Source organism: Frankia sp. EI5c (assembly GCF_001636565.1).
Taxonomy (GTDB): Bacteria; Actinomycetota; Actinomycetes; order Frankiales; family Frankiaceae; genus Parafrankia.
On sequence record NZ_LRTK01000005.1, the window covers coordinates 385,823 to 404,003 of the forward strand.

Annotated in this window: 13 protein-coding genes, 2 tRNA genes and 5 pseudogenes; 2 read left to right on the forward strand and 18 right to left on the reverse strand. The window is 71.2% G+C overall.

All coding sequences use genetic code 11. The annotated features are described in order from the left end of the window. Positions 1-31: 31 nt before the first annotated feature. From rodA to UG55_RS03340, 17 genes and pseudogenes are all read right to left on the reverse strand, one after another. The gene (gene rodA, locus UG55_RS03285) at positions 32-1,267 is read right to left on the reverse strand and encodes a rod shape-determining protein RodA (RefSeq protein WP_066062472.1); all 1,236 of its coding nucleotides are present in this window, start codon (positions 1,265-1,267) and stop codon (positions 32-34) included. A 142-nt stretch (positions 1,268-1,409) separates the two neighbouring features. Beyond that, the coding region (locus UG55_RS31835) for a penicillin-binding transpeptidase domain-containing protein (RefSeq protein ID WP_255360410.1) at positions 1,410-2,430 on the reverse strand (1,021 nt) is incomplete at its 5' end. Position 2,431: 1 nt separating this feature from the next. Beyond that, positions 2,432-3,542, reverse strand: a pseudogene (locus tag UG55_RS31840) (penicillin-binding transpeptidase domain-containing protein); the annotation flags it as partial. A gap of 1 nt (position 3,543) precedes the next feature. Next, positions 3,544-3,737, reverse strand: a pseudogene (locus UG55_RS31845) (hypothetical protein); the annotation flags it as partial. After that, positions 3,734-4,270 carry a rod shape-determining protein MreD gene (gene mreD / locus UG55_RS03295; protein WP_066062476.1) on the reverse strand — a complete coding sequence of 179 codons (537 nt, stop codon included), beginning with the start codon at positions 4,268-4,270 and terminating at the stop codon, positions 3,734-3,736. The pseudogene UG55_RS31845 and the gene mreD, both read right to left, overlap by 4 nt. A gap of 6 nt (positions 4,271-4,276) precedes the next feature. Further along, positions 4,277-5,000: rod shape-determining protein MreC (mreC, locus tag UG55_RS03300; RefSeq protein WP_242423654.1), on the reverse strand; the 724-nt coding region annotated here is incomplete at its 5' end. A 1-nt stretch (position 5,001) separates the two neighbouring features. Beyond that, positions 5,002-5,224, reverse strand: a pseudogene (locus UG55_RS31850) (rod shape-determining protein MreC); the annotation flags it as partial. Between the two features lie 7 nt (positions 5,225-5,231). Beyond that, positions 5,232-6,263, reverse strand: a complete 1,032-nt coding sequence (locus UG55_RS03305; RefSeq protein WP_066062479.1) for a rod shape-determining protein — start codon at positions 6,261-6,263, stop codon at positions 5,232-5,234. A 664-nt stretch (positions 6,264-6,927) separates the two neighbouring features. Then, positions 6,928-7,341, reverse strand: a complete 414-nt coding sequence (ndk, locus tag UG55_RS03310; protein WP_066062482.1) for a nucleoside-diphosphate kinase — start codon at positions 7,339-7,341, stop codon at positions 6,928-6,930. Between the two features lie 227 nt (positions 7,342-7,568). Further along, on the reverse strand, positions 7,569-8,253 hold a 685-nt coding region (locus UG55_RS31855), incomplete at its 5' end, for a glutamate ligase domain-containing protein (RefSeq protein WP_304440378.1). A 1-nt stretch (position 8,254) separates the two neighbouring features. Next, positions 8,255-8,918 (reverse strand): annotated as a pseudogene (locus UG55_RS31860) (bifunctional folylpolyglutamate synthase/dihydrofolate synthase); the annotation flags it as partial. 100 nt (positions 8,919-9,018) lie between these two features. Next, positions 9,019-10,308, reverse strand: a complete 1,290-nt coding sequence (gene clpX, locus UG55_RS03320; RefSeq protein WP_066062487.1) for an ATP-dependent Clp protease ATP-binding subunit ClpX — start codon at positions 10,306-10,308, stop codon at positions 9,019-9,021. A gap of 414 nt (positions 10,309-10,722) precedes the next feature. Next, positions 10,723-10,896 (reverse strand): ATP-dependent Clp protease proteolytic subunit (locus UG55_RS31865; protein WP_242423676.1); only part of this gene is annotated, 174 nt, incomplete at its 5' end. A 1-nt stretch (position 10,897) separates the two neighbouring features. Beyond that, positions 10,898-11,367: pseudogene (locus UG55_RS03325) on the reverse strand (ATP-dependent Clp protease proteolytic subunit); the annotation flags it as partial. Between the two features lie 61 nt (positions 11,368-11,428). Further along, a complete protein-coding gene (locus tag UG55_RS03330; RefSeq protein ID WP_066062738.1) occupies positions 11,429-12,070 on the reverse strand; it encodes an ATP-dependent Clp protease proteolytic subunit in 642 nt (213 codons plus the stop codon). Positions 12,071-12,482: 412 nt separating this feature from the next. Beyond that, a complete protein-coding gene (gene tig, locus UG55_RS03335; RefSeq protein WP_066062493.1) occupies positions 12,483-13,970 on the reverse strand; it encodes a trigger factor in 1,488 nt (495 codons plus the stop codon). Between the two features lie 55 nt (positions 13,971-14,025). Further along, positions 14,026-14,098: transfer RNA gene (locus tag UG55_RS03340), tRNA-Pro, on the reverse strand. Between the two features lie 48 nt (positions 14,099-14,146). On the opposite strand from UG55_RS03340, the gene UG55_RS03345 reads away from it, so the two are divergent. Then, positions 14,147-14,217: transfer RNA gene (locus UG55_RS03345), tRNA-Gly, on the forward strand. A 439-nt stretch (positions 14,218-14,656) separates the two neighbouring features. On the opposite strand, the gene UG55_RS03350 is transcribed toward UG55_RS03345, so the two are convergent. Then, the gene (locus UG55_RS03350; protein ID WP_083986366.1) at positions 14,657-16,624 is read right to left on the reverse strand and encodes a glycoside hydrolase family 3 protein; all 1,968 of its coding nucleotides are present in this window, start codon (positions 16,622-16,624) and stop codon (positions 14,657-14,659) included. A gap of 261 nt (positions 16,625-16,885) precedes the next feature. Here UG55_RS03350 and UG55_RS03355 point away from each other — a divergent pair. After that, positions 16,886-18,181 (forward strand): class I SAM-dependent methyltransferase (locus UG55_RS03355; protein ID WP_242423677.1); only part of this gene is annotated, 1,296 nt, incomplete at its 3' end.

Sequence of the window (18,181 nt, forward strand, 5' to 3'; positions counted from 1 at the left end):
CGGCCTGCCCGCGGACGGTCGGCCGGGAACCTCAGAGCGCATACGGATCGGAGCGCGAGCGCAGGCGGACGTTCTGCAGCAGCCCGACCGCTATCAGGTTCGCGAACATCGACGATCCGCCGTAGGAGAGGAATGTGAGCGGCAGCCCGGTCACCGGCATCACGCCGAGACACATGCCGATGTTGACAAAGATCTGGAAGGTGAACCAGCAGACCACACCCGTCGCGATCAGTGCGCCGAACGAGTCCTGGGAATCGAGCCCGATCGAGATCGCCCGCCAGAGCACCACACCGAGCAGGACGATCACGCCCCCGGCGCCGAGATACCCCAGCTCCTCCCCCGCGACGCTGAAGACGAAGTCGGTCTGCTGCTCGGGCACGAACTGGCCCTGGGTCTGCTGCCCGTCGAACAGCCCCCGCCCCAGGACGCCGCCGTTCGCGATGGCGGTCATCGCCTGGTCGACGTTGTAACCGGTGGAGGACGCCGCCTTGTTCTCCGAGACGAACGAGGTGAGCCGGGCCTCCTGGTAGGGCTTCAGCAGGTGGAACTGGAGGATCGCCGCACCGAACAGCACTCCGCAGAGCACCAGCCCCAGTACCCAGCGGCGGGGCGCGCCGCTCACCGCGAGCATGCCGAGGGTCACGAAGACGAGCACCATGACGGTCCCGAAGTCGGGCTGAAGCATGATCAGACCCATCGGGACGACCGCGAGACCCAGCACGAGCAGGACGTCTCCATGACCCGGCGCACCGCGGCGGATCCCGGTATGCCGGTCCTCGTGCTTCTCACCCAGGATCATGGCGGCGCCCACGACGAGCGCGACCTTCGCGAACTCCGACGGCTGAAGCTGGAAGCCGGCCGGCAGCACGATCCAGGAGTGGGCGCCGTTGACGGTGGTGCCGACGAGGAGCACCGCTATGAGCCCGACCAGCGAGCCGAGGTACACGAAGGGCGCGTACGCCCGCAGTATCCGGTAGTCGACGACCGTGGCCGCGGCCCCCAGCACCAGGCCGATCACCAGGTTCAGCAGGTGTCGTTTCAGGAAGGTCTGCGGGTCGCTGCCCGCCTCCTCCATCCGCTGCCGGGTCGCGGACCAGACCAGCAGCGCACCGACCAGCGCGAGCGCGATCACGCAGATCTGCAGCGTCCAGTCCAGTCGCCGCAGCGGCGAGTGCCGCCCGGAGGCGCGGTCCCGCAGCTGCCCCATGCGGCCCCGGACAAGCACCGGGGACGAGCGCAGTGCGGTGGGGCCGGGATCCTGCGTCATCGCCCCTCCCCTGGCTGATGTCCGGCGTCGACCTCCGTGTGTCGACCTTCGTGTGCGGGGGCCGCGGACATGTGTGTGACGTGCCGGTCACGACGCTCTGGCCGCGGAACACTGGTCGTGGCGCGCTCGTACGGCGTGTCGGTCACGGCGGGGAACGGCCACCGCCACCGGTCCGGTCACCGCCACCGGTCCGGTCACCGCCACCGGTCCGGTCACCGCGGAGATCCAGGGCCCAGCCGTGGCGGCCGGACTGCGCCGATCCGGACACGGTCGTCACGGCCCCGGACACCGTCGTCGACTCCGGGCCGGGCGAAAGCTCCATGCCCTCACTCGGCGTGCCCTGCAGGGAGGTCCGCTGCGCCGCGGCGCCCTGGCCCGGCGCGTCCGACGTCACCTCCGGGCCACCGATGAACGTGCCACTCCGGCCGAGCTCAGGCAGTTCCGCCGGTGGCCTGCCACCGGGCAGGGCGGCCGGCTGGCCGACACCGTAGAGCGCCTGGTAGATCTCCTTGGCGACCGGTGCCGCGTACTCGGCCCCGGTTCCGGACTCCGGGATGCTCACGACGACGACGAACTGGGGGTCGTTCGCGGGCGCGAACGAGGCGAACCAGGAGGTGTCGCCCTTGCCTTCCACCTCGGCGGTCCCGGTCTTGCCCGCGACGGGCACCAGATCGCTGGGCCAGTCGGCGAACACGCTGGTCGCGGTGCCGCCAGGCTCAGTGGTCACCCCGCGCAGGCCGTCCCGGATGTAGGCGAGGTTCTCCGCGGAGACGGGCAGGCGGCCGGTCACCGTCGGCTCGATCAGCTTTGTTTCCGTGCCGTCCGGGGAGACGGTCGCCTTCGCGAGCGTGGGCTTGTAGAGGGTCCCGCCGTTGGCGATGGCCGCGTAGGCGGAGGCGAGCTGCAGCGGGCTCACGGAGAGGTACTGGCCCTGACCGATGGAGAACTGGACGGCGGCACCCGCGTTGTACAGGTACCCGTCGACGCAGGCCTCGGCCGCGTACTTGCGGAACCGCTCCGCCTTGACCGGGTCCGGTTCCTCCGGGTACCCGTTCTGCGCCCGTCGGCAGTACGAGTCCTTCAGCTGCTCCCAGATCTTCCGGGCGCCTTCGCGGTCGACCACGGCCCCCGAGGTCTCGCCGGGAAGGTCGATCCCGGTGCGGNGCCCGAAGCCCATGGCCTCGGCCATCCGGACGAAGTGTTCCTTGGGCTCCGGGTAGGGACCGCGGCCGTTGCGCAGGCCGCCGTCGGCGACCCAGGCGTCATAGGCGAACTTGTCGAAGACGACGTCACAGGAGATGACCAGCGACTGGCGCAGCGTGATCGGGCCGGCCGAGGAGCCGTCGAAGTTGTGGAAGATCTGGTCACCGACCTGCAGGGTCGGTGCGCAGTCGAACTTCTGGTCGCCCGTCGCACCCATGTTCTCCATCGCGACCGCGGTGGAGACGACCTTGAACGTCGAGCCCGCCGCGGCCGACCCCTGGTACGCCCGCGAAAGCAGCGGGGTCCCGTTCGCCGGGTCGGACAGCGCCGCGTAGTCGTTCTGGGAGATCCCACCGACGAACACCGAGGGGTCGTAGGAGGGCAGGCTGGCCAGCGCGACCACACCACCGGTGCGGGCGTTCAGCACGACGGCGGACGCTGTCCGCGCACCTGCGCCGAGGGACTCGAGCGTCCGGGCCAGCGCCTGCTCGGCGGCGCGCTGGACGTCCAGGTCGAGGTTCAGCACCAGATGGTCGCCGCTGACCGGCGGCGTGGTGGAGGCCGTGCCGGCCACCCGGCCGAAGCGGTCGACCTCCAGCCGCTCCACCCCGTCCGCGCCACGCAGCTCGTCGTCGTAGGTGTACTCGAGACCGGCCACACCGATCAGGCTGTTGAGGTGGTAGCCCTTCTCACTGCCCTGGTCGTCGAGCTGGTCCTGGGAGACGGGCGCCAGGTAGCCCAGCTCATGGGCGGCGAGCGAGCCGTTCGGGTACTCGCGGACGGCCTGCAGGTCCGCCGTCACACCGGGGAAGCGGTCGGGGTGCTCGATCACCGCGAGCGCCTGCGCGGGGGCGACGTCCTTGGCCACCGGCACCGGCTGGTAGGGCGAGCCGTTCCAGCAGGGCGCCTTCACCGTCGCCGAGCAGAAGCGGATCCGCTGTTCAAGCTCGGCCCGCGGCGTATCGATCACGCTGGCCAGCCGGTCGAGTACGGCCTGCCCCTTGTCCGCCTGCCGGTCGATGGTCGACCGGTTGACGGAGATGACCAGGGAGGTCCGGTTACGCACGAGGGGNTGCCCCTCGTCGTCGACGATCATCCCGCGGGTGGCCGGGGTGACCACCTCGCGGACCCGGTTGGTCTCCGCGACCTGGCGGTACCGATCACCGTCCAGGATCTGCAGCACCCACAGCCGAGCGCCCAGCGTCACCAGCAGGGACAGCACGAGCACCCGCAGGATGAGCAGCCGGATTCGCATCCGGTCGGTCACAGCCGCCTCCGGTCCCGGTGCAGGCGGCGAGAGGCGGCCGTGGCCAGCGGGAAGAGGAACGGGGTCACCAGCAGGGCGTAGAGGCCGGCGGCCAGTGCCCGCACCAGGGCCTGGGGGCCGGTGAGAGCGGCATCGCCCAGGATGGCGGTGGCGGCGGCGTTGCCGAGGGTACCGAGCGCGGCCGCCGCCCCGACCGCCGCCAGCGGCACGGCGATCGAACGCTCAGCCGCGTTCATCACCAGCCCCGCGAGGTACCCGACCAGGCACAGGACGAGCGCCGTCTGCCCGATCACGTGGGTGGACAGCAGGTCGGCCACCAGCCCCACCGTGAACCCGAGAAGCGCCCCGAGCAGCGGGCCCTCGATCAACGCCACGGTCGCCAGCAGCACGAGCACCAGGTCCGGACGACCGAGCGGGGCGCCGAGCCGCGCCACCACGGAAACCTGCAGGACGACGGCCACCAGCAGGAGCACGACCGCGGCGGTGAAGACGCGCGGCTGCAACTGTTCCTCGGCGGCCCCGGTGTCCCACACTCCGCGTCACCCCCCGCCCTGCGGCGCGGGCACGCCGCCGGTCGGGGCCGGCTGCTCGGCCTGGCCCTGCCCCTGGGAGGGCTGGGGACCGCCGGCGTCCGCCAGCGGGCGGGGCGGGAGGACCCGGTCGCCGGGATCCGCCGCCGGACCGCCCACGACCACGCCGACCAGGTCGAGGGTGCCGATCGAGACGAACGGGCGGACCTCGGCGGTACGCGAGAGGCCCCCCACGTCCACCACCCTGGTCACCTCGCCGATCGGCACTCCCGCCACATAGTCGAGACTACCAAACGTAACCAATCGGTCACCCTCTTTTACCTGGTAAGAGGCGTCGTAGAGGGTGAAGGACAGAGTCGAGGGCCCCTGGCCGCCGGCCACGGCCCCGAGGAGCTGCGTGCGCTCCAGCCGCGCCCCGATCCGGCTGGTCGGATCGCAGATCAGCCTGACGACGGCGGTGCTGTCGCTCACCGAGGCCACCGACCCCACCAGGCCCGCGGCGTTCACGACGACCTTGTCGACGGCGAGCCCGTCCCGGCGGCCGGCGTTGATCGTCACGGTCCAGTCCATCCCGGTGACGTCACCGACCGCGATGACCCGCGCCGGGACGACGGCGTACTGCCCCTTGTCCGCGAGCAGCCGCAGGTTCGAGAGTTCGCCGGCCAGCCGCTCGATCTCCGCGTCGTCGTTGATCTGGCGGCGCAGCTGCGCGTTCTCCTCGGTGAGCCGGTCGNCACGGTCGTGGTAACGGTTCGGGTGGGTCAGGGACGACACCGTGCGCCCGATCGGCCGGGTCACCGTCGTCACCGCGTTCTCCACGCCGCCCACCACCGAGTGCAGCGCACCCCGGACACCGGTGGCGGAGTCGCCCGTCCGGTAGTCGAGCGTGATCAGCGTGAAGGCGAGGACGAGCAGGGCGGCGATGACGAGCCGGGATCGCCTGGTGTCACGTCCCACCGCGGCGTCAGCGCTTCGGTTCGGAGATCAGAACCTGCTGCAGGGCCTCGAACTCCTCCACGCACTTGCCCGACCCCATCGCCACCGAGTGCAGCGGGTTCTCCGCGATGTGGATCGGCATGCCGGTCTCGTGCCGCAACCGCTCGTCCAGCCCGCGCAGCAGCGCGCCGCCACCGGTCAGGACGATGCCGCGGTCCATGATGTCGCCGGACAGTTCCGGCGGGCACCGGTCGAGAGTCACCTTGACCGCGTCGATCACCGCGTTCACCGGCTCCTCGATGGCCTTGCGGATCTCCTCCGCGGTGACCACGATGGTTTTGGGCAGGCCGGTGACCAGGTCGCGCCCGCGGATCTCGGCGCTCGGCTCGTCCGGGATCTTGTGCGCGGAGCCGATCGCCATCTTGATCTCCTCGGCGGTCCGCTCGCCGAGCATCAGCGAATGCGCCTTCTTGACGTAGGAGATGATCGCGGTGTCGAGCTCGTCGCCGGCGGTCCGGATCGACTGGCTGGTCACGATTCCGCCCAGGGAGATGACCGCGACCTCGGTCGTGCCACCGCCGATGTCGACGACCATGTTGCCGGTCGGCTCGTGCACCGGGAGGCCCGCGCCGATCGCCGCCGCCATCGGTTCCTCGATGATGTAGACCTTTCGGGCGCCAGCCTGGTAGCCGGCGTCCTTCACGGCCCGCTGCTCCACCCCGGTGATGCCCGACGGGACGCACACCACCAGCCGCGGCTTCGCGAAGTGCCGTCGGCGGTGCACCTTCTGGATGAAGTAGCGCAGCATCCGCTCAGTGGTCTCGAAGTCGGCGATGACGCCGTCCTTGAGGGGACGTACCGCCACCACGTTGCCCGGCGTGCGGCCGATCATCCTCTTCGCGTCGGTTCCGACGGCGAGGATGCCGGAGGTCGTCGTGTTGATCGCGACCACACTGGGCTCGTTGAGAACGATGCCTCGGCCACGGACATAGACGAGCGTGTTGGCGGTACCGAGGTCGACGGCCATGTCACGACCGAGGAACGACAGCGAACTGGACATCGTCGGGTGCCGGCCTTCCCGAGGGGCGCGAGGTGGGCGGAACCGGACGGCGCACGGACGACACCGACCGGCCCATCTCCGACCAACGCGCGAAACGCGTACAGAGTTCGTCGAGCGGGCGGGACGGCCCGGATGCGCCTCGCGTGGACACGCTCACCGTGGCCGCCTGGGGAGGCGACTGCGGCGAGCTACCGGGCACGCTCCGGGCAGTTGAAAGCGTAGACCGCCCCCGACGGCGTCGCCGAGCCGACCGGGAAGCGTGTCACCCCGCCCCTATCGGGGCAGGCGCGGCACGCTGGCCGGCTCCACATCAGCCCCGGACAGGCGTCCGGTCGGCGGCGCATCGCCACCGACCGGGCACCTGGTGTGGACGGAACCTCCCCCATCGGGGGGCGTACCGCCCAACACCAGCGGGATGACCAGGCGCCTGCCAGACAGATGAGCCACCTGTGAGCGCCGCCCCCACCGGGGGCTCACCCTCGGTGGGGCTGCTGGCCACCCCCGACAGGCGAGCGACCACCCGCGGAGGCCGGACAGCGGGGCGGCCGAACGGACGGACGACCGAACCGGCGAGGCCCAGCCGCCCGCCGCCGGTGCGCGGGCCCGGTGCGGGCAGGCTGGCCGCGTCCGCGTGCCATCCGTCGGCGGGCCCAGGGGCGAGCTGTCAGCTGAGGCCCGGGAAGAAAAGGTCGATCTCGCGCTTGGCGGACTCCGGCGAGTCCGAGCCGTGCACGAGGTTCTGACCGATCTCCAGCGCGAAGTCGCCGCGCAGCGAGCCGGGAGCGGCCTTGACCGGGTCGGTGACGCCCATCAGGCCACGGACGGCCTCCGCGGCGCGGGGACCCTCCGCCACCAGCGCGACAAGCGGGCCGGAGGTGATGAAGTCGACGAGCTCCCCGAAGAAGGGCTTGCTGGCGTGCTCGCCATAGTGCGTCTCGGCGACCGAGCGCTCCAGCGTGCGCAGCTCCAGCGCGACGATCTTCAGCCCCTTGCGCTCGAGGCGGCCGATGACCTCACCGACGAGACCACGGCTGACGCCGTCGGGCTTGACCAGGACGAGAGTGCGCTCGGCGGACACGGGACTCCTTCAGACTCGAATCGTCATCTTCGACGCGGACGGGCGGCCGGTCGTGGCCTGGCGGGCGTGACCGGTTGGCCCCTGGCAAACCTACAGGGTCAGCGATCGCTCCCGGCGCGCGCACTCCCCCGACCCACCCGTCGGAGCGGCGCGCGGGCAATGCCAGCGGTACATGCCAGCGGTACATGCCAGCGGCGCACGCCAGCGGTACGCCTCAGCGGCGCACGTCAGCGGCGCAGCAGGTGCCGGGCCTCCCCCACGGTCGCCAGCGACCCGGTGACCAGCACACCGGTACCACCGAGCTCACCCTCCTCCTCCGCCAGCCGCACCGCCGCCTCCAGCGCGTCGTCGAGCCGAGGGGCGACCTCCACCCGGTCGGCGTCGAAGAGATCCACCGCGATGGCGGCCAGGTCATCCGCCGGCATCGCCCGCGAGGACGCGCTCTGCGTGATCACCACACTGCTCAGCACCGGCTCCAGCGCGGCGAGAATGCCGTCGGCGTCCTTGTCGCCCAGCACCCCGACGACGCCGACGAGCGAGTCGAAGCCGAACGCCTCCCCCACCGCCGCCGCGAGTGCCTGGGCACCGGCGACGTTGTGCGCGCCGTCCAGGACGATGGTCGGCGAGCGGCGGACCACCTCGAGCCGCCCCGGCGAGTCGGCCTGGGCGAATCCGGCGAGGACGGCGTCGGCGTCGAGGCTGTTCTGCCCGCCGCCGAGAAAAGCCTCCACGGCCGCCAGCGCGACCGCCGCGTTGTGCGCCTGATGAACGCCGTGCAGCGGCAGGAAGACCTCCTCGTAGGTCCCCCCGAGGCCCCGCAGGGTCAGCATCTGCCCGCCGACCGCGACCCGCCGGCCGACCACGCCGAACTCCAGGCCCTCCCGGGCCACCGTGGCACCGACCTCCGATGCCNGGCGCAGCAGCACCTCGGCGGCCGGCAGCGACTGCTGGGCCAGCACCACCAGCGCGTCCGGCCGGATGATGCCGGCCTTCTCCCCGGCGACGGCCTCCACGGTCGATCCCAGCTCGCGATGGTCGATCGAGACCGGCGTGATCACCGAGACGCCCGCGTCGATGACGTTGGTAGCGTCCCAGGTGCCGCCCATCCCCACCTCGATGACGCCGACGTCCACCGGCGAGTCCGCGAAGGCGGAGAACGCCATGGCGGTCAGCAGCTCGAAGAAGGTGACCCGCTCCGCGTGCCGCGAATCGACGAACTCGGCGTACGCGATCACGTCGTCGTAGGCGCGGGCGAAGACCTCGGGGCTCGCGGGCGCGCCGTTGATGCTGATCCGTTCGGTGACCGATTCCAGGTGCGGCGACGTGTACCGGCCCGGGCGCAGCCCGAAGGACCGCAGCAGCGCGTCGATCATCCGCGCTGTCGAGGTCTTGCCGTTCGTCCCGGTCAGGTGGATCGACGGGAACGACCGCTCGGGATGGCCCAGCAGATCGACAAGGTCACGCATCCGCTCCAGATCGGGGTGCATCCGGTGCGGGAACCGACCCGCGAGCGCCTTCTCGACCCTGGCGAGCCCGGCCAGGTCGTCTGCCGTGCTCCCCGTACCTGCGTCCGTCACACAGCCGAGGGTATGGCATCACGCCGACGGGGCCCGCGGCGGCGATCTCCGCGGGCCCCGTCGGGGCTGTGACCTGTGGGTGGGCGCCTCCTCGGCGGCGTCAGGCCGACTTCTCCTGGCGGGGGCTGCGCTTCGAGGCGGCCACGTCCCGCGGCACCAGTGTGGGGTTGACGTGCTCCAGCACGACCTCGCGGGTGATCACCGCGCGGGCGACGTCCTTACGGCTCGGGATGTCGTACATCACCGAGAGCAGGACCTCCTCCATGATCGCCCGCAGCCCGCGGGCGCCGGTGCCGCGCAGGATCGCCTGGTCGGCGATGGCCTCCAGGGCGTCGGTCGTGAAGTCGAGGTCCACGCCGTCCAGCTCGAAGAGGCGCTTGTACTGGCGGACCAGGGCGTTCTTCGGCTCGGTGAGGATCCGGATCAGCGCCTCGCGGTCGAGGTTCGCCACGCTGGTGATGATCGGCAGCCGGCCGATGAACTCCGGGATCATGCCGTACTTGAGCAGGTCCTCCGGCATGATGTCGCCGAAGACGTCGGAGGCGTCCGGATCGTCCTTGCCGTGGAGCACCGCGCGGAAGCCCAGCGACTTCTTGCCGATGCGGGATTCGATGATGCGGTCAAGCCCGGCAAACGCGCCACCGACGATGAACAGGACGTTCGTCGTGTCGATCTGGATGAACTCCTGGTGCGGGTGTTTCCGGCCGCCCTGCGGCGGGACACTCGCGGTGGTTCCCTCAAGAATCTTCAGCAGCGCCTGCTGCACGCCCTCGCCCGAGACATCCCGGGTGATGCTGGGATTCTCGGACTTCCGGGCGATCTTGTCGACCTCGTCGATGTAGATGATGCCCGTCTCGGCCTTTTTGACGTCGTAGTCGGCGGCCTGGATGAGTTTGAGAAGAATGTTCTCGACGTCCTCGCCCACATAACCCGCCTCGGTGAGGGCGGTCGCGTCGGCGATGGCGAACGGGACGTTCAGCATCCGGGCGAGCGTCTGCGCGAGGAGTGTCTTTCCACACCCGGTGGGCCCCAGCAGCAGGATGTTGCTCTTGGCGAGCTCGACCTCGCTCTTGGCCCCGTCACCGGTGGAGCCGCCGGCCTGCACCCGCTTGTAGTGGTTGTAGACGGCCACCGACAGCGTCTTCTTCGCCGCCTCCTGGCCGACGACGTAGCCGTCGAGGAACTCGTAGATCTCCCGTGGCTTGGGGAGTTCCTCCCACTTCAGCTCCGAGGACTCCGAGAGCTCCTCCTCGATGATCTCGTTGCAGAGATCAATGCACTCATCGCAGATGTAGACGCCTGGGCCGGCGATGAGCTTCTTCACCTGCTTCTGAGACTTACCGCAGAAGGAGCACTTGAGCAGGTCACCGCCATCACCGATGCGTGCCACCGAGGACTCAGTCCCTTCGTCCAGACGATGGTGTCGCCTGCGTGTCGGGGGCGGTGCGCACCGCCCGGTCGTCGCATGTCTGCCTGTATCCGTCCCCGTGGGGACGGTACCCCGCGGAGGCGCCCGGTGAGAGCCCAATCGCTGGGCTCATACCGGTCAGCCTACGGTCATCGGGCCCGTCCTCGCTCGTCCACACAGCCCGTTCGGCGTCACAGCACGATCGGGTGTCCGAATTGCGCGATGGCGATGCCAATGCGGCGCACTCGACCCGCCACTGACGAGCCGGCCGCGCCGCGCCGGTGGGTACCGCCAAGGCCACAGGCGAGGACTCGCCGGTACCACCCCGCCGCCTCGCCGGGCCAGTCGGCGCCGGACCCGCCGGCGCCGGGCCCGGCGGCACCACCCGAGGCAGGCTCAGCGCGCGGTGGCGAGCCGCGACGACTTCCGGGTCTTGATCACTTCGTCGATGATGCCGTATTCCTTGGCCTCGTCCGAGCTGAAGATCTTGTCGCGCTCGATGTCCTTGCGGATGGCCTCTTCGGTACGGCCGGTGTGCTCGGCGAGCATCCGCTCCAGCAGCGACCGCATNCGCAGGATCTCCCGCGCCTGGATCTCGATGTCGCTGGACTGGCCCTCGCCCTGCGCGGACGGCTGGTGGATGAGGATCCGGCTGTTCTGCAGCGCGAACCGCTTGCCGGGGGTACCCGCGGCGAGCAGCACCGCCGCCGCCGACGCCGCCTGGCCCATGCAGATCGTCTGGATGTCCGGCCGGACGAACTGCATCGTGTCGTAGATCGCCGTCAGCGAGGTGAACGAGCCACCGGGCGAGTTGATGTAGATCGAGATGTCGCGGTCCGGGTCCTCGGACTCCAGGAACAGCAGCTGCGCCATCACGTCGTTCGCGGACGTGTCGTCGATGGGCGCGCCGAGGAAGACGATCCGCTCCTTGAGGAGCTTCGAGTACGGGTCCATGCCGTACTCGCCGCGGGACGTCTTCTCGATGATGTTGGGGAGGACGTACCGGCTCTGCGGCGCGTAGTAGCCCTGTGATCCGTGCATGGTGACTGCCTCCGAGGAGCGCGGGGACGAGGGTCGGAACGGTTCGCGGACGCTGCCGGCGTCAGCTCACCGGGCCTTCGCTGGGAACCTGGCGGGCCCGCTGGACGACGTGGTCCACGAAGCCGTAGTCCTTCGCTTCATCCGCGGTGAACCACCGGTCACGGTCGGAGTCCCGCTCGATCTGCTCCACGGGCTGGCCGGTGTGGAACGCGATGCGCTCCTGCATCATCCGCTTCGTGTAGAGCATCTGCTCGGCCTGGATCGCGATGTCGGAGGCCGTGCCGCCGATGCCGCCGGAGGGCTGGTGCATCATGATCCGCGCGTGCGGCAGCGAGTAACGCTTGCCCGGCGCGCCCGCGCACAGCAGGAACTGGCCCATCGACGCGGCGAGGCCGAGCGACACCGTGGCGACGTCGTTCTCGACGTACTGCATCGTGTCGTAGATCGCCATGCCGGCGCTGACCGAACCGCCGGGCGAGTTGATGTACAGGAAGATGTCCCGCTGGGGATCCTCGGCGTTCAGCAGCAGCAGCTGCGCGCAGATCGCGTTCGCGATCGAGTCCTCCACCACCGAGCCAAGGAAGATGATCCGCTCACGGAGCAGACGGTTGAACACCTGCTCGTCGAAGCCAGGGCCGCTCGGACCGGCGGAGCGGAGACTCGGGCCCGGGACAGCCAGGCGAGGGGCAGCGATGTCACTCACGGTCGGATCCTCGGCTTCCTTTGGCGGCATCTGATTGACCGGCTCGACACTATCTGTGACCCGAGCCGGTTCCGGTGCTTCTCCTTCGATGTTCGCGCTGGGCGTGAGGCTGGGCCAGTCCGGCATCGCCGTGCTCCCGGGGCACGTGCCCCGGGAGCACGGCCCACACCGGGCCACACCCCCGGATCCACGATCATCGCGTCCGCTCCCGACCAGCACCGGAACCCGCCTGACGCGGACGCACCGGCCCGCCGCCAGGACCACAGCGTGCCTGCCGGTGGCCGCGCGTGGTCCCCGGACACGCGGACGGCCTCCGGCGCAGCCCACACCAGGGCATAAACCGGAGGCCGTCCACGCGGCATCCGCGCGGACCCGGGAACCGCCCCGGACCCGCCAGTTACCGCTGTCGCTGCTACTTCGAGGCTGTGTCCGCCGCCTCGTCGCCGGTCGCGGCCGACGCCTGCGCGTCCTCGCCGCTCTCGCTCGCGGACGCCGCCTGCGCCGCGGGCTCGGAGGTCGCGACCGTGAGCTCCTCCGCGTCCAGCTCATCGGAGATGTCCTCGACGTCGGACTCGTCGCCCGCCGGCCGGCGCGGAAGATTCAGCTCCACCGGGTTACCCTCGGTGTCGGAGACCTTCGCGTTCTCCAGCAGCAGGAACAGAGCCTTGGTGCGGAGCACGTCGGCCATCAGCGCCGTCAGACCCTCGCCCTGCGCGAGCTGCTGGGCGTACTGGTCCGGCTGCACGCCCGCCCGCTGCGCCCGCATCAGGATCTGCTCCATCAGCTCGCCCTGGTCCAGCCCGATCGACTCGGCGTCGATCACCGCGTCCAGGATGAACTGCGAGCGGATCGCCTTGCCGGCGGAGCTGCGGACCTCGGCGTCGAACTCCTCCTCGGACTGCCCGAGCGTCTCCAGGTAGGTCGCGCGGTCCGTCCCCAGGTGCTCCAGCTCGTGCGAGAGGCGGTGCTCACGCGCCTCCAGCTCGCCGGTCAGCACCGACTCGGGAACCGGCACCTCGACCAGCTCGACCAGCTTGTCGAGCAGCTTGTCGCGGGCCTCGCCCAGCTGCTCCGCCTTCCGGCTCGTCTCCAGCCGCGTCCGGACATCCGCACGCAGCTCGTCCAGCGAGTCGAACTCGCTGGCCGTGGTGGCGAAGTCGTCGTCGAGCTCGGGGAGCTCCTTCTCCTTCACACCGCGGACAACCGCCGTGACCTGGGCCGTGCGCCCCGCGTACTCGCCGGCGAGCAGCTCGGTGTCGAACGTGCGCTCGTCACCCTCGGAGGCCCCGGTGATCGCCTCGTCAATGCCGTCGATCAGGTTGCCGCTGCCGACCTCGTACGACATCCCGGTGGCCGTGGCGTCCTCGATCGCCTCGCCGTCCACCGACGCCGACAGGTCCAGCGACACGAAGTCGCCCTCCTGAACCGGACGCTCGACGGGCTTCAGCACGGCGAACCGGTCTCGCAGGGTACCGAGGTACTCCTCGACCTTCTCGTCGGAGACGACCGCCGGCTCGACGACCAGCTCCAGGTCACCGAACTCCGGCAGCGTGACCTGCGGACGGACATCCATCTCGGCGGTGAACACGAGCTGCGCACCGTCGGCGAACTCGGTGATGTCCACCTCGGGCCGCGACAGGACGTCGACCTCCTCGGCCTGCACGGCCTCGGAGTACAGGCGCGGGAGCGCCTCCTGGATCGCCTCGTCAAGAATCACGCCCCGCCCGAGGCGCTGGTCGAGGATGCGCGGCGGAACCTTGCCCGGGCGGAAGCCGCTGACGCGCACCTGGCGCGCCAGCTTGCGGTAGGTGGCATCGACGGACGGCTTGAGCTCGTCGAAGGGCACCTCGACGGTGAGCTTGACCCGGGTTGGGCTGAGGGTCTCCTTGGTGGCCTTCACGGCGCGGCGGTCTCCTGGTACGACGTTGGACGGGGTGACGCGCCGAGGGTATCGGTCGGGGCGGGGAGACTCGAACTCCCGATCTCCTGCACCCAAAGCAGGCGCGCTAGCCACTACGCTACGCCCCGAGGCGTTGCATCCACATCCTACGGGGTAAGCTCGTCCCGATCACCATCGCGGGTGTAGCTCAATGGCAGAGCCCCAGCCTTCCAAGCTGGCCATGCGGGTTCGATTCCCGTCACCCGCTCGCGCTAGTTCCGCATGCCCAGGTGTTGCTTGGGGGGTGGCCGTTATTTTTTCGGGGGGCGTTGCCCCCCGGGCCCCCCGGCCGCCGGCGTGGTCTTGGGGTTGGGTTGTTGGTGGGTTTTTGGGGTGGCTTGGGCCTATGGCTTCGGCTTGTTCCTCTGGTTCCGCTTGGGCCTATGGCCTCGGCTTGTTCCTCTGGTTCGGGTTGCTGGTGGGCGGCTGTTGGCTGGGGGGTTGTCGTTGCTTGGGTTGCCGTCTGGGCCTGTTCTGGTTTGTCGCGCTGGGCGGGTCGGGGGTTTGGGCCTGTTGTTTCTGTGAGGATGGTGACACCGTGCGGTCTGGCTGGTCGGGCGCGTGGATCCGGCCCGCGGGGCGGTCGTCGGCGTGTCAGCTGGGCTGAGGCCCGCGGTTCCCTGGGTCCGGGAGCTGGGGGCGCGGGCTCAGCAGGGGCGGGGTTTGGGCTGGCCTGACCCGCGGGGAAGCGGGGTGCCGGTCGCGGTGCGGGTTGTCACGGGTAGGCGACCGGCCGGATCGGCGGCGCCGGTGAGCACGGCGGCCAGTGCCTTCATGGACGCGGGGTCGCGGGAGTAGGTCGCGAGCCAGGCTCCGGCGCCGACGGGCGGCTGGTAGGGCGTGCCGGTCGACACGACGACAGTCCGGCGGTCGGCCATCGGCGGCGGGGAGTTGCCGACCAACACGACCCGGATCGGCGCCGGGGTGCCGTCCGCGGCGCCGGCCTGGCTACCGGTCGGCGCGACCGGCGGGCCCGGCGCCGCTCCCGCCGGGACGACCTTCGCGGCCGTGCCTCGCTCCCCCAGCGCGGCCAGGAGCATCCGGACCGCGCTCGACGGGCCGGAGAGCTCGACCTCGGCCACGGCGCCACCAGCACCACCGCCACCGTCACCGCCACCAGCACCACCGCCAGCGGCGCCGTCACCGCCAGGCATGCCGCCGCGGAGCAGCGGAAGCAGGCCGCAGGTCGGCTGATCGAGGAGCGTGACGGCCCGCCGGGCGATGCTCTCGGCCGTGATCTCGGGAGGCTCGGTGGCCTCGTGGGAGTCCGGCGTGGCCGCGGCGCCGTGCCCCAGGCGCCATTTCATCCGCAGGAGGCGCCGCACCGAGTCGTCGAGCCGGTCCGGAGTGATCGAGCCGGCCCGCACCGCGGCGACCACGGCGTCCCGGGCCTCGACCACGTCGGGGGGCATCAGCAGCAGGTCCACCCCGGCTCGCACGGCCCGCACAGCGGCCGCGCCACCGGTGTTGTGCCTGGTGATCGCGGCCATGTTGAGAGCGTCGGTGACGACCACCCCGTCGAAGCCGAGTTCGTGGCGCAGGAGACCGTCCACCACCGCCTTCGACAGCGTGGCCGGAGCGTTCGGGTCGAGCGCCGGGACACTCAGATGACCGACCATGATCATGGGAACGCCCGCGGCGATGGCTGCCTGGAAGGGCGGTAGGTCGAGCGCCGCGAGGGAGGCACGGTCCCGGTCGATCGTCGGCAGCTCGACGTGGCTGTCGACGGATGTCGCTCCGTGCCCGGGGAAGTGCTTCGCGGCCGCCGCGACCCCCGCCTGCCGGTACCCCTCCACCGCGGCCGCGGTGAACCGCCCGACCGCGGCCGGGTCGTCCCCGAAGGACCGTTCACCGATGACCGGGTTCGCGGGGTCGCTGTTGACGTCCGCGTCGGGCGCGAAGTCGACGTTGATGCCCAGGGCGCGCAGGTCCGCCCCGGTGATCCGGGCGGCGTCGCGGGCGTCGGCGACCCGGCCGGTGGCGGCCTGGGCCATCTGGCCGGGCAGCAGGGTCACGCCGTCCCGGATGCGCAGGACCGCCCCCTGCTCCTGGTCCGTCCCGATCAGCAACGGCACCCGGGCGGCGGCGCGCAGATCGCCGGAGAGCGCTGTGACCTGGGCCGGGTCGATTATGTTGTCGGGCAGCGCACCTGGTCCTGCCCCGCCGGCGTCGAAGTAGATCACCCCGCCCAGGCCGAGAGTGGCGACGGCTTCCGCCGCGGTGTCCACGCCGGAGGTCCGCCGGTTCGCCGCCACCGCGGCGGGGTTCCGGTCCGTTCCGGAGGTCCCGAACACGACACCCATGATCATTTGCCCGACCCGCTGCTCCAGCGACAGCTCGGCGAGGGTGGACTCGACCCAGCGGGTCTCCTCGGCCGGGTTCGCGCCGGCCGCCGGCCCAGGAGCGGGTGCACCGGCCTGACCGCCCGCGGCGGGTGCGCCGGGAGCCTCGTCCGCGTGGCCGGGCCCGGGCTCGACCGGGCCGGAACCCACCTCGACGGCGTTCGGGCCGTGCCACCAGCCGACCCAGCCGAGCAGCCCGCCAACGGCCAGCACCGCGGCCAGGACCGCCGCCACCGCGAGCGCCCCACCGGCGTGCCGAACCCGCCGCACCATGATCTCCCTTCGCCGGCTCTCCACTCCGGCCTCTCCGGCACTCCGGCCACGCCGGCTGAGCCACCTCCGGCGGAGCCGAAATCAGGCGAACCGTACCCACCGCCACGAACCGCCGAACCGGGCGGGTTGCCGTTCGTTCCAGGAGGCGTCATCACCGGACAAACCACCGGACAACCCGACAACGGCCGCCGATGGCTGCCGATCGCCGTCTGCGTCGGCAGCGCGGTGAACGCGCTGCGGCTGGGTGCCCGAGTACGGGCGATGGCCGTGATCGAGCCCTCGGAGCAGCCGGTGCATCCCGCGCATCGGTTCCTGCTCGCGGACGGCGTCGAGCTGGACGAGGCCGCGCGGCGGGCGGCGAGCGCACACGCCCGCCGGGAGGGTCTGACCGTTCTCGACCTGGTGCCCGCCGAGATGGCCGCGCACGAGCTGCTGGACCTCGCGCGGATGGTTGATCCCCGGACAGTCCGGACCCGGCGGCTGGCGCCGGGACGAGGCGCCTACCAGGCACTGCTCGTCGACCAGGACGTACTGAAACGCTCCGGGCTGGACCTGCCGCCGACCCCGAGCCGCCTCGACCTCGCCCTGGCGACCGCCACCCTGAGGCTGCACGCGCCGGCGTCGACGGACCTGGCTATCCTGCCCGGGCTGTCGACCCTGGCCCGGCGGCGAGAGCGCCGAGAACCGGTGGCCGGTCCCAGACCGGGCGCGGACCGGCTCGCGGTTCAGTTCGCCACCTACCCGTGGGCTCCCGGTGTGCCGTTCCTGCCACTCGCCCGTGATCTCGCCGTGCTGACCGGCGCGGCTTCCGCTCCCGGATGGGCGCTCGTTTCCGCGGTGCTGGGTTGGCTGCAGCCGCTGCTGGTCGGGTCGGGCCGGATCCGGGTGTCGGCACGGGAGGTTGTCCGCAGTCCGCTCACCCGCCGGCGGTCCATGCTGCGCTTCCTCAGTGCCCCGGTCACGGCCGCCACCGTGCCGCGGCCCGGGCCACCGGCTCCCGACCCTGCCCTGGTGGCCGCGAAGCGGCGGGAGTACGCCGCCGACCTGGCCGCCGGCGTTGACCGCTTCCTGGAGCCGGCCGAGACGACCTGCCCCTGGTGCGGCGGCCCCCAGCTCTCCCTGGAACTGCTCGGGTCGGACTCCGTACAGGTCAAGCCGGGAGTGTTCCGCTACGACCGGTGCGACGACTGCGGGCACGTGTTCCAGAACCCGCGGCTGACGCTCGACGGCCTGGAGTTCTACTACCGAGACGTCTACTCAGGGCTCGGCGCACGGCTGATCGAGGAGCTGTTCAGCCGGAACACGGAGACCTACCTGGACCGGGCCCGGGTCGACATCCCGACGCCGCGGCGCTGGCTGGACGTCGGCGGGGGCTTCGGCCACTTCTGCGCGGTCGCCCGCGAGGTGTGGCCGACGACGTCCTTCGACGGTCTGGACATCGGCGCGAGCATCGATCACGCCGAGCGCCGGGGCTGGGTGGACCAGGCCCACCGGGGACGCCTGCCGGAGCTGGCCGCCGCCCTGGACGGGCGATATGACGTGGTCAGCATGTTCCAC